Genomic DNA, 10,654 nt, shown 5'->3' on the forward strand with positions numbered 1-10,654 from the left:
CCGTGGGCACCGCGGCTCTGGACACGGGCGGACTGCACTTCACGTTCTTCAACGTCGCGGTCTTCGCCGTCGCGGTGTTCCTGCTCGCCGGCGTCTACAGCTTCCTCAAGCAGGGACTGAAGGGCGCGGCGCTGGTCGTGCTGTGCCTGGCGGGGCTGGCGTTCGCCGGGGGAGTGATGTGGCTGTGAACCCGAAGGTCGTCGTGCTCGACTACGGGTCGGGCAACCTGCGCTCGGCCGAGCGCGCCGTCGCCCGCGCGGGCGCGGACGTCACCGTCACCGCCGACTGGGACGCGGCGCTCGCCGCCGACGGCCTGGTCGTGCCGGGCGTGGGCGCGTTCGCGGCCTGCATGCAGGGGCTGCGGGCGGTGCGCGGCGAGCAGATCATCGGCCGCCGGCTCGCCGGGGGCCGGCCGGTCCTCGGCATCTGCGTCGGCATGCAGATCCTGTTCTCCAAGGGCATCGAGCACGGCGTCACCACCGAGGGCTGCGACGAGTGGCCCGGCACGGTCGACGGGCTGGAGGCGCCGGTCGTCCCGCACATGGGCTGGAACACCGTGGACGTCGCGGACGGCTCGGTCCTGTTCGAGGGGCTCGCGGACGCCCGGTTCTACTTCGTGCACTCCTACGCGGCGCGCCGCTGGGAGCTGGAGCCCGACCCGACCGGCACCCTCGAACCGCCGCTGGTCACCTGGGCCGAGCACGGGGACCGGTTCGTCGCGGCGGTCGAGAACGGCCCGCTGTGCGCGACCCAGTTCCATCCGGAGAAGTCCGGCGACGCGGGGGCGCGGCTCCTGCGCAACTGGCTGTCCACCCTCTCCTGACCGCGCCGGCGCTCGCCCGCGCCGGGCACGTTCACCTGTATCGATAGGGTTTCCGCATGACTCTGACGCTCCTTCCCGCCGTTGACGTCGCCGACGGCCAGGCGGTCCGCCTGGTGCAGGGCGAGGCCGGCACCGAGACCTCCTACGGCGCCCCCCTCGACGCCGCGCTGGCCTGGCAGGACGCGGGTGCGGAGTGGATCCATCTGGTCGACCTGGACGCGGCGTTCGGGCGCGGCTCCAACCGGGAGCTGCTCGCCGAGGTGACCGGGCGGCTGGACGTGAAGGTGGAGCTGTCGGGCGGCATCCGCGACGACGCCTCGCTGGAGGCGGCCCTGTCGACCGGCTGCGCCCGCGTGAACATCGGCACCGCGGCGCTGGAGAACCCGGACTGGTGCCGCAAGATCATCGCCTCGCACGGCGACAAGATCGCGGTCGGGCTGGACGTGCGCGGCACGACGCTCGCCGCCCGCGGCTGGACCCGCGAGGGCGGCGACCTGTGGGAGGTCCTCGCCCGGCTGGAGGCCGACGGCTGCCCCCGCTACGTCGTCACCGACGTCACCAAGGACGGCACGCTCCGCGGCCCCAACACCGGGCTGCTGCGCGAGGTCTGCTCCCGCACCGACAAGCCGGTCGTCGCGTCCGGCGGCGTCTCGTCCCTCGACGACCTGCGCGAGCTCGCCAAGCTCGTCGAGGTCGGCGTCGAGGGCGCGATCGTCGGCAAGGCGCTGTACGCGCAGGCGTTCACGCTGGAAGAGGCCCTGGAGGCCGTGAAATGAGCGCGGAGGCCGTGAAGTGACCGTCGCCGTACGGGTCATCCCCTGCCTGGACGTCGACGCCGGGCGCGTCGTCAAGGGCGTCAACTTCCAGAACCTGCGGGACGCCGGCGACCCCGTCGAGCTGGCCCGCCGCTACGACGCCGAGGGCGCCGACGAGCTGACGTTCCTGGACATCACCGCGTCCAGCGCGGACCGCTCCACCACCTACGACGTGGTGCGCCGCACCGCCGAGCAGGTGTTCATCCCGCTGACGGTCGGCGGCGGCGTCCGCACCGTCGACGACGTCGACCGGCTGCTGCGCGCGGGCGCCGACAAGGTGTCGATCAACACCGCGGCGATCGCGCGGCCGGAGTTCCTGCGGGAGGCCGCGCACCGGTTCGGGTCGCAGTGCGTCGTGCTGTCGGTGGACGCCCGCCGCGCCGTGCTCCCGGACGGGCAGGACACCCCCTCGGGCTTCGAGGTGACGACGCACGGCGGCCGCAAGGGCACCGGCATCGACGCCGTCGAGTGGGCCCGGCGCGGCCAGGAGCTCGGCGTCGGCGAGATCCTGCTGAACTCGATGGACGCCGACGGCACCAAGGCCGGCTTCGACCTGGAGATGCTGCGCCGCGTCCGCGAGGCCGTCACCGTGCCCGTCATCGCCAGCGGCGGCGCGGGCGCCGTGGAGCACTTCGCGCCCGCCGTCGCCGCCGGCGCCGACGCGGTGCTGGCCGCCAGCGTCTTCCACTTCGGCGAGATGACGATCTCCGAGGTGAAGGACGCGCTGCGCGGCGCGGGCGCCCCCGTCCGCTGACCCACTCCCCGCCCGCGAGAAGGACCCCCCTTGACCGCCTCACCCCTGTGCGCCCTGGCCACCTGCGCCCACCTGCCCGAGGGCAGCGACGACGCGCGGATGCTCGCCGCCGCCCTCACCGGCCTCGGCGTCACCGCCGACATCGCCGTGTGGGACGACCCGGCCGTCCACTGGTCCCGCTACGACCTCGTCGTCGTCCGGTCCACCTGGGACTACACCGACCGGCGCGAGGAGTTCCTGGCCTGGGCGGAGAGCCTCCCGCGCGTCCTCAACCCGGCGGACGTGCTGCGCTGGAACACCGACAAGCGCTACCTGCGCGACCTGGCGGCCGCGGGCGTCCCGGTCGTCCCGACCCGCTGGGACCCCGACGGCATCCCCGCCGACTGGCCCGAGTACGTGCTGAAGCCGTCGGTGTCGTCCGGCTCGCGCGACACGGCCCGCTGGGGCCCGGGCGAGGAGGACGCCGCCCGCGCCCACCTGCGCGAGCTGCGGGACGCCGGCCGCACCGTCATGCTCCAGCCGTACCTGGAGGCCGTCGACACGGCGGGCGAGACCGCCCTGGTCTTCCTCGGCGGCGAGTACAGCCACGCGGCCCGCAAGGCGCGCGTCCTCAACCCCGGCGCCGGCGTCGAGGGCCTCGCCGGCCTCGGCGAGACCCGCGGCAAGGTCACCGCCACCACCGCGACCGACGCCGAGCTGGACCTCGCCCACCGCGTCCTCGACGCCGTCCCGGGCGGCCGCGACCTCCTCTACGCCCGCGTCGACCTGATCCCGGGCCCCGGCGGCGACCCGCTCCTGATCGAGCTGGAGCTCACCGAGCCCGCCCTCTACCTCGAACACGCCCCCGGCGGCGACGCCCGCTTCGCCAAGGCCGTCGCGGCGCGGCTGTGACGCCCTAGCCGGGCTCCTCCTCGGGGGCGGGCACCGCCGACTCCGGGGACCGGCCGGTGATCGGCAGGATGATCGCGGACGGGTGGTCCGGGTCGTGGAAGACCTCCTGGTCCGCCGGGACCATGCGGCTCGCGGTGGCGAGCGGCTCCCCGGTGCCGGGGTTCGCCGCGACCTTCGGGTGGGCGCCGCTGGCCACGTGCACGCGGACGCGGTGGCCGCGCGCGAAGCGGTGCCCGGCCGGCCACAGGTCGACCGCGATGCGCCGCACGCCCGCCGTGCCGACCGGCTTCTCGGCGAACGCCGGGAGCCGCAGCCCGCCCTCGCACACGTTCCGGGACGTCCCGTCCGGGGCGACGTCGCAGAGCCGGACGACGAAGTCGGTGTGCTCGCGGTCGGACCGGACGAACAGGTCGGCGCCGATCGGGCCGATCACGTCGAGCGGCTCGGTGAGCGGCGGCGAGGTGAACGACAGCACGTCCGGGCGCCGCTCCAGCGGGCGGTTGTCGACGGGGCGGGAGCTGCCGAGCAGGGTCGGGCCGCCGAGCGCGGGCGTCGGGTCGCCCGGGTCGAACCGGTACCGGCTCGGCTCGGACGGCCGCGGGCCGTCGGGGCCGAGGCCGCGGCCGGGGTGCAGGTGCCAGCGCTCCTGGCGGGTGCCGGGCGGCGGCCAGTCGGCGTAGTGCCGCCACTCGCGGGCGCCGGTGACGTACAGCCGGACGGGGTCGGCGCGCAGCCCGGACGGGTCGCCGCGCAGGTGCGCGCGGAACCAGGCGAGCGTCTCGCGGAACGACACCAGCCCGTGCCGGGCGTCGGTGTGCCACCAGGGGCCGATGGTGAGGTACGGGCGGTGCCCGGCGGAGCGCAGCGCCAGGTAGTCCCTGATCTCCCACGGCAGGAACACGTCGTACCAGCCGCCGAGCAGGGCGACGGGCGCCTCGACCTCGCCGACGGTGCCGCTGAAGTCGCGGCCGTCCCAGTAGCCCGCGTCCGTGCCGTGGTTGGTGAGCAGGTCCTGGTAGAACCGCATCCGCCGGCCGCCGGTCGCCACGTCCAGCTCGGCGAGGGGGCGGCCGGACCGGGCGGCGCGGACGGCGCGGCGGCGCGACAGCAGCGACGCGGTGAGCAGCCCGAACGGCTGCTGCTGCCGGTGCGTGAGATCCGTCCAGGTGAGGGTGGACTCCAGCGCGAACGACCCGCCGACGTAGGCGGCGTCCCGGAACGACGACGCGGTGATCTGCAGCGACATCGCCTTCAGCTCCGGTCCGGCCTCGGCGGCGATCGCCCAGGCGGAGTAGCCGAGGTAGCTGGCGCCGTAGGTGGCGAACGACCCGCCGAACCACGGCTGCTCCTTCAGCCACGCGACGGTGGCGAGGCCGTCCTCGCGTTCGCCGCCGAGCGGGTCGAACTCGCCCCCGGAACCGAACGTCCCGCGCGCGCTCTGCACGACCAGCTGGAAACCGAACGGAACGAAGGGCAGGCCGTTGGCCAGTGCGGCGGGACCTCGCCGTCCGTAGGGAGTGCGCACGAGGATGGTGGGCGGTCGCCGCACCCCGACCGGGACGTAGCGGTCGGCGAGCAGCGTCACGCCGTCCGGCATCGTCACCGGCAGGTCCCGCTCGACCGTGTACCGCGGCAGCGGCGAGCGGGGCAGCCCGCGCGGGCGGCGCACGCGGATCGGCGGGGCCGGCAGGCGGTCCCTGAGGGCCATGCGACCTCCCACGGTTGCTACTGCCTAGTAAGGTAACCGCTCGCGCCCGGCCGACACCTCGGCGCCCTCACCAAGTCCCTGACGTGCGGGTCCGCGGTCTGGAAAGGTGGCGGCACGACACGGTGACGTTCGGATCGGGGGGACCGGGATGTGGCCGCGAGTGAACGCTCCGGAGGGGCCGGCGCCGCCCGCCCCGGCCTGGAGCACGCCGCCCGTCCGTCCCGCCGCGGGCTGGTACGCGGTGCCGGTCGCGCTGGTGGTGCTGGCCGCCGCGGGCCTGTTCACGACGCTCGCGCTGGCGCGGGGCGACACCGGCGCCGGGCCGGCCGTGTCGGGCGACGCGGCGTCCGGCGTCCCCGCGCGGCTGAAGGCGGGCCGCATCTACTTCCTCTACGTGCGGCGGGACGGCACGGCGCCGTTCGGATGCGCCGTCGAGCACGGCGGCGTGCAGGGCGGGGAGCGCGGCCGCGTCCGGCTGACCCGCAAGAACTCCTGGAGCGCGGCCGACCGGCCCGGCTACCGCTACACCGCCTCGCTGACCGCGCCGGTGACCGGGGCGGCCGTGCTGACCTGCCGGGGCACCGACGGGCCGCTGCTGGTGGCGCCGGACGGCACCGCCGGGTTCTACACCGGCCTGGCGTTCCTCGCGGTGCTCGCCGCCTGCGTCGCCGCAGCGGCCGGGTTCGTCCTGACGCTGACCCGCCGCAGCCGCGCCGACCAGCGGGCGCGGCTCGGCGCCCCGGACCCGCCGGGCCGGCGTGCGTGACGGCCCGGCGGGCGTGACGGGCCGGCCGGGTCAGCAGGCGTAGCCGGCGTCGCGGGCGAGGTGGCGGCCGATCACCATCCGCTGGATCTGGTTGGCGCCCTCGAAGATCTGCATCACCTTCGCCTCCCGCATGTACCGTTCCACCGGATGGTCGCGGGTGTAGCCGTCGCCGCCCAGCACCTGCACCGCGTCCGCCGTCACCCGCATCGCCGCGTCGGTCGCGGCGAGCTTGGCGATGGACGCCTGCCGCGCGAACGGCAGCCCGCGGTCCTTGCGCCGGGCCGCCTCCAGGTAGCAGGCGCGGGCCGTCTCCACGGCGGCGGCCATGTCGGCGAGCAGGAACGCGATCCCCTGGTTGGCGATGACCGGGCGGCCGAACTGGCCGCGCCCCGCCGCGTACCGGACGGCGTGGTCCAGCGCGCCCTGGGCGAGGCCGACGGCGCACGCGGCGATGCCGAGCCGCCCGGCGTCCAGCGCCGCCGCCGCGATCGGGTACCCGCAGCCCTCGTCGGAGATCCGCCAGTCCTCGGGCACCCACGCGCCGTCGAAGTGCAGCCTGGCCGTGGTGGACGCGGTGAGGGCCATCTTTCGCTCGGGCGGCCCGAACTCCAGGCCGTCCATGCGGCCCTCCACGAGGAAGCACGTCAGGCCGCCCGGGTCGCCGGTCGCGCGGGCGAACAGCACGTAGAAGTCGGCCTCGCCGCCGTGCGTGATCCACGTCTTGGTGCCGGTGATCCGGTAGCCGTCGCCGTCCGGCACCGCGAGCGTGCTGAGCCCCGCCGCGTCCGGCCCCGCGTGCTCCTCCGCCAGCGCGTACCCGCCGAGCAGGTCGCCCTCCAGCAGCTCGGGCAGCTGCTTGCGCTGCACGTCGGTGCCGCAGGCGTACAGCGGGAAGCACGACAGCGTGTGCACGCTGACGCCGACCGCGACCGACGCCCACACCGCGGCGATCTCCTCCAGCACCTGCAGGTACACCTCGTAGGGCTGTCCGCCGCCGCCGAGGTCGGGCGGGTAGGGCAGGCCGAGCAGCCCGGCGCGGCCCAGCATCCGGAAGATCTCGCGCGGGAAGGCGCCGGCCTCCTCGGCGGGCGCGGCGCGCGGCGCCAGCTCGCGGCGGGCGATGTCACGGGCGAGCGCGACCACGTCCGCCGCCTCGGGCGAGGGGAGCATGCGATCTGCGGGCATGCCCCACATCATGGCTGATCAGAGCCCAGGTCGCGGGCAGAGCGGAAATGGTCTCCGCTTTGTTCGGTTTGGTTCCGGGAACAAAAGCGCCCGAGCGTGGTAAACCACTTCCGCGCCCACGTTCGCCTCTCGCCGGCCTCATCGCGCGCGCCGCGGTCAGGCGGTGAGCTCCTTCTCCAGCGGGGTGCGGAAGCGGGGGATCGCGCGGACGTCGCCGTACCAGGCGGCGATCCGCTCGGCCTCCCGCGCGACGGCCGCCTCCGCCTCCGCGCCGGCGTCCTCCAGCAGCCGGACGGCGACCTCGCCGTCCTTGCGCTGCGCCCAGCCGCCGATGATCCGCCCGTCCCACCAGACGGACGGGCCGATGTTGCCGCTGCGGTCGAACAGCAGCGGGCCGTGGCCGCCGAGGAACCAGCCGCGCTCCTGCCAGCCCATCGGGGTGGCGTCGAGCGCGGGCAGCAGCGCCGCCGACGGCTCCGCCGGCGGATCGGGCTCCAGGTCGTCGGCGAGGACGAGCCCGGTCGCGCCGCCGAGGTCGACCTCCACGGTGTCGACGAGGGCGAGGGCCTTGCCGACCTCCCCGGCCGTCCAGCCCGTCCACCACTTGAGGTCGGCGACCGGCGCCGGGCCGAACGCGCGCAGCCACCGCCGGACGACCTCGGCGCGCGCCTCGTCCACCGGGACCTCCGGGACGCCGCCGGGCAGCCACGTCTCGATCGGCGCCCACCGGTACTGGCTGCTGGTCCAGCCGCCGTTCGGGCGGCCCCGCACGATGAGCCCCTCGCAGCCGAGCGTCACCAGCACCCAGGTCGTCACGCCCGTCGGCCGCGAGTACGCCTTCCCGGGCGCGGGGTCGACCTGGGTGCGCAGCTCCGGCACCGCCGCGCTGAGCTGCGCGCCGGTCGCCTCGCCGCGCGCCAGGAGCGCCTGGTGCGTCGCGTCCTCCACCCGGCGGAACCAGGCCGGGACGTCCGTGATGTCGCTGCCGCGCTCGATCAGGGTCCCGTACCGCCGGCGCTGCTTGGCGGCGAGCGCGGACGCGGTGGACGCCTGCAGGGCCGGGACGAGGTCGACGGGCGCGACGAACATCGTCCGGCGCATCGCCAGCATCCGCAGCAGCGTCCGGTCGTCGTAGAGGGCGCGCTCCACGTCGGACGGCCCGGCCGTGTCGCTGCGGGCCGCGACGGACAGGAACACCGTGGCCGGGTCGGTGGCGTGCAGCACCACCAGCGACCGGGCGATCTCCGCGACATCGCCGGTGCGGGCCTCCGGGGCCAGCCGGTGCCGCCGGACGAGCCTGGCCCGCCGCTCCGCCGTGCTGATCGAACGCATGAACGAATCATAGGGGCGCGCACCGCCCCGCGCACCCGGGAGCTGGATCTTGCGCCGCGCCCGTGCTGCACTGGGCGGATGACCGGTGACGAGGCGCCCGGCCTGGTCGTGTGCGCGGCGCTGCGGCTGGAGGCCCGCGCGGTCCGGCGCGGGCTCGCCCGCGCGCCCGCCGTGGTCGTCGGCTACCGCGCGCGGCACACCGCCCGGCTGCCCCGCTGCCGTGCCGTCGCCGTCGTCGGGTTCGGCGGCGCGCTCGACGACGGGGTCGCGCCCGGCGACGTGGTGGTGGCGGACGAGATCCGCGGCGGCGGCAAGCCCGTGCCGTGCCCCGGCGCGCGGACGCTGGCCGCCGGCCTCGCCGGGGACGGCCTGCGCGCGCACGTCGGGCCGCTCGTCACCGCGGACCGGATCGTCCGCGAGGCGGAACGGCGGGTGTGGGCGGCGGACGGGTCCCGCGTCGTCGACATGGAGTCGGCGCGCGTCGCCGCCGCGCTCCCGGACGGCGTCCCCGTCGCGGCGCTCCGCGTCGTCGTGGATGGCCCAGGCCACCCGCTGCTGCGGCCCGGCACCGTCACCCGCGGCCTGGCCGCCCGGCGCGTCCTCGCGCGCACCGGACCAGCCCTCGAACGGTGGGCCGCGGCGCTCACCTGAGCGGGACCCGGCGTCAGGAGTGGCTCATCCCGTGCATCTCGCCGGACATGATGTGCCCGCCCAGATCCTTGCGGAGCGACTGCAGGGTGGCGGGAGTGCTCACCGCCACCCAACGCGTCCCCACCAGGTACGTCCCGCCCCACGGCTTCGCCTCGTCCAGCCACGACGTCATGTCCTGGTCGCTGTCGAAGCTCACCAGCACGTACTGGCCCCGCGAGTTCCGGCAGTTGCCCTGCTGCAACTGCTGCGCCTTGCGGCGGCCGACCAGGCTGCAGCCCGTCCGCGCGGCCAGCTCGTCGAGGTTCGCCGGCGCGGCGGCCCGGTCGGCGTCGCCGGACCCGCCGGACTTCCCAGCGGCGCTGCAGCCCGCCGCCAGCGGCAGCGCCAGCACGGCGGCGACCGCCAGCGCCAGACCGGCGCGGGAGACCCCCGCCGCACGTCCGAGGTGATGCGTGGAGCCCATGGCCCGTCCTCCCGGGGTGAGATGCGCGGTACGACGGGCGGTACGCGCGCGGGCCCGGAAGGGTTCAGCGGGCGCTCAGACGGCGAGACGGGCGCCCGCCGCCGCCCGCACGCCGGAGTCCTCGGCCCCGTCGTGGTGCAGCCGCTGCAGCCGGATCCGGGTCTCCTCGGTCAGCGGCGCGAACCGGGCCGCCTCCGCGCGGACGCCCTCCTGGCAGTCCCAGAGGCCCTCGATCGTGTACGACTCGGCGGTGTGCGGAGCGGTACGGGTCAAAGCGGTCACAATGCGTGGTCTGAGGAAAGCGTAGGGTGATTCGGTCCAAGCGGTCTTCAGCAGCGGGACGGCCTCGCCGGCGCGGAGCCTCCCGAGCCCCTCGATCGGCCCCGCGGCGGCCTGCCACTCCCGCTTCTCCAACGCATCCCGCAACTCCTCCATCAGCAGCGGGACGTCCTGCCGGGTCCCGTATCTCGCCAGCATGCTGATCCCCATGAACGCGCACCCGCCGCGCTCGGCGGCCCACGCCCGCGCCCACGGCAGCGCCTCCGGCCCGTACTCCCGCAGCGCCCGGCACACCGCGCCGCCGAACCTGCTCGGCCGCTGAGGCAGCAGCTCCTCCGCCAGATCCAGCAGCGCCGGCGTCCGCCGCCGCCCCAACTCGAAGATCGCCGCGATCGCCCCGTCGTCCCGCCGCCGCGCCAGCTCCAGCAACTCCGCGTCCGTCCGCTCCGCCCCGCCCGGCACCGCGCCGACCGGCCGCCGCGGCCGCCCCGCCTCCCGCCGCCGCGCCAGCGCCTCCGCTATCCGCGGCTGCCGCACCGCCCAGCTCTCCAGCACCGGATTCGGACCACCCGCCACCAGCGACCCGATGTCACCGTCGTCGCACCGCGCCGCCACCAGCTCGTCCAGCCCCTCCGCCAACCGCGGATCGCCCAGCTCCACCAGCTCGTCCAGCGCGTCGAACCAGTGCGCCCCCTCCTCGGCGTACCGGCGCAGCGGCACCGCCGCCTCCCGCCGGCTCAACCGCACCAGATGCCCCAGCACCTCCAACGCCAGCCGCACCCGCCACTCGTCGCCGTCCGCATGGTCCGACGGATCCGCCAGATGCTCCGCCACCGGCCACACCGGCAACTCCAGATCCACCATCAACCGGGCGTAGTACAGCCCTCTGGCCTCACATTGCCGATCCCACCGCGGATCCCTCCGGATGCAGTCATAGACGTACTCGCCCGCGCCGGGCCTGTCCGCCGCGCGCCGCGCGGCCCTACC

The 10,654-nt window shown here is 75.8% G+C and carries 12 protein-coding genes; 7 read left to right on the forward strand and 5 right to left on the reverse strand.

The genetic code is table 11. The features are described from left to right. Positions 1 to 2 precede the first annotated feature (2 nt). Genes ABT299_RS22945 through ABT299_RS22965 form a run of 5 tightly spaced genes read left to right on the forward strand, consistent with a single transcriptional unit; the run spans position 3 to position 3,283 of the window. Positions 3 to 188, forward strand: a complete 186-nt coding sequence (locus ABT299_RS22945; RefSeq protein WP_500251944.1) for a CG2302 family histidine operon protein — start codon at positions 3 to 5, stop codon at positions 186 to 188. Next, complete coding sequence (gene hisH / locus ABT299_RS22950; protein ID WP_190862315.1) at positions 185 to 823, forward strand: imidazole glycerol phosphate synthase subunit HisH; 639 nt, start codon at positions 185 to 187, stop codon at positions 821 to 823. Before ABT299_RS22945 ends, hisH begins: the two co-directional genes overlap by 4 nt. A gap of 56 nt (positions 824 to 879) precedes the next feature. Beyond that, on the forward strand, positions 880 to 1,599 hold the full coding sequence (gene priA / locus ABT299_RS22955) for a bifunctional 1-(5-phosphoribosyl)-5-((5-phosphoribosylamino)methylideneamino)imidazole-4-carboxamide isomerase/phosphoribosylanthranilate isomerase PriA (protein ID WP_387030104.1): 720 nt from the start codon (positions 880 to 882) through the stop codon (positions 1,597 to 1,599). Positions 1,600 to 1,615: 16 nt separating this feature from the next. Continuing rightward, positions 1,616 to 2,392, forward strand: coding sequence for an imidazole glycerol phosphate synthase subunit HisF (gene hisF / locus ABT299_RS22960; protein WP_500251945.1), 777 nt, complete (start codon positions 1,616 to 1,618; stop codon positions 2,390 to 2,392). 30 nt (positions 2,393 to 2,422) lie between these two features. Further along, positions 2,423 to 3,283, forward strand: a complete 861-nt coding sequence (locus ABT299_RS22965; protein ID WP_500251946.1) for an ATP-grasp domain-containing protein — start codon at positions 2,423 to 2,425, stop codon at positions 3,281 to 3,283. A 4-nt stretch (positions 3,284 to 3,287) separates the two neighbouring features. On the opposite strand, the gene ABT299_RS22970 is transcribed toward ABT299_RS22965, so the two are convergent. Further along, on the reverse strand, positions 3,288 to 4,991 hold the full coding sequence (locus ABT299_RS22970) for a CocE/NonD family hydrolase (RefSeq protein ID WP_500251947.1): 1,704 nt from the start codon (positions 4,989 to 4,991) through the stop codon (positions 3,288 to 3,290). A 160-nt stretch (positions 4,992 to 5,151) separates the two neighbouring features. Here ABT299_RS22970 and ABT299_RS22975 point away from each other — a divergent pair, with 160 nt between their 5' ends. Then, positions 5,152 to 5,757: a hypothetical protein gene (locus ABT299_RS22975; protein WP_500251948.1), complete on the forward strand. Its 606-nt coding sequence runs from the start codon at positions 5,152 to 5,154 to the stop codon at positions 5,755 to 5,757. 30 nt (positions 5,758 to 5,787) lie between these two features. Here ABT299_RS22975 and ABT299_RS22980 read toward each other — a convergent pair whose 3' ends face one another. Together ABT299_RS22980 and ABT299_RS22985 are read right to left on the reverse strand one after the other, a co-directional pair. Continuing rightward, on the reverse strand, positions 5,788 to 6,942 hold the full coding sequence (locus tag ABT299_RS22980; RefSeq protein ID WP_500251949.1) for an acyl-CoA dehydrogenase family protein: 1,155 nt from the start codon (positions 6,940 to 6,942) through the stop codon (positions 5,788 to 5,790). A 156-nt stretch (positions 6,943 to 7,098) separates the two neighbouring features. After that, complete coding sequence (locus tag ABT299_RS22985; RefSeq protein ID WP_500251950.1) at positions 7,099 to 8,274, reverse strand: winged helix DNA-binding domain-containing protein; 1,176 nt, start codon at positions 8,272 to 8,274, stop codon at positions 7,099 to 7,101. Between the two features lie 78 nt (positions 8,275 to 8,352). Between ABT299_RS22985 and ABT299_RS22990 the strand changes: the two genes are divergently transcribed. Then, entirely contained in the window at positions 8,353 to 8,925 is a 573-nt protein-coding gene (locus ABT299_RS22990; protein ID WP_500251951.1) for a phosphorylase family protein, read from the forward strand. Between the two features lie 13 nt (positions 8,926 to 8,938). Here the strand turns inward: ABT299_RS22990 and ABT299_RS22995 are convergent, their stop codons facing one another. Both ABT299_RS22995 and ABT299_RS23000 read right to left on the reverse strand, forming a co-directional pair. Further along, entirely contained in the window at positions 8,939 to 9,388 is a 450-nt protein-coding gene (locus tag ABT299_RS22995; protein ID WP_190862344.1) for a hypothetical protein, read from the reverse strand. Between the two features lie 75 nt (positions 9,389 to 9,463). After that, positions 9,464 to 10,531: a hypothetical protein gene (locus ABT299_RS23000; protein ID WP_241756066.1), complete on the reverse strand. Its 1,068-nt coding sequence runs from the start codon at positions 10,529 to 10,531 to the stop codon at positions 9,464 to 9,466. Positions 10,532 to 10,654 lie beyond the last annotated feature (123 nt).

Source organism: Spirillospora sp. NPDC000708 (assembly GCF_040299565.1).
Lineage (GTDB): Bacteria > Actinomycetota > Actinomycetes > Streptosporangiales > Streptosporangiaceae > Spirillospora.

Bases quoted from the DNA above. Each gene is read 5' to 3' on its own strand.
- ABT299_RS22995 (WP_190862344.1), bottom strand. From the start codon at position 9,388: ATGGGCTCCACGCATCACCTCGGACGTGCGGCGGGGGTCTCCCGCGCC.
- ABT299_RS23000 (WP_241756066.1), bottom strand. From the start codon at position 10,531: ATGGTGGATCTGGAGTTGCCGGTGTGGCCGGTGGCGGAGCATCTGGCG.
- priA (WP_387030104.1), top strand. From the start codon at position 880: ATGACTCTGACGCTCCTTCCCGCCGTTGACGTCGCCGACGGCCAGGCG.
- ABT299_RS22970 (WP_500251947.1), bottom strand. From the start codon at position 4,991: ATGGCCCTCAGGGACCGCCTGCCGGCCCCGCCGATCCGCGTGCGCCGC.
- ABT299_RS22980 (WP_500251949.1), bottom strand. From the start codon at position 6,942: ATGCCCGCAGATCGCATGCTCCCCTCGCCCGAGGCGGCGGACGTGGTC.
- ABT299_RS22985 (WP_500251950.1), bottom strand. From the start codon at position 8,274: ATGCGTTCGATCAGCACGGCGGAGCGGCGGGCCAGGCTCGTCCGGCGG.
- ABT299_RS22990 (WP_500251951.1), top strand. From the start codon at position 8,353: ATGACCGGTGACGAGGCGCCCGGCCTGGTCGTGTGCGCGGCGCTGCGG.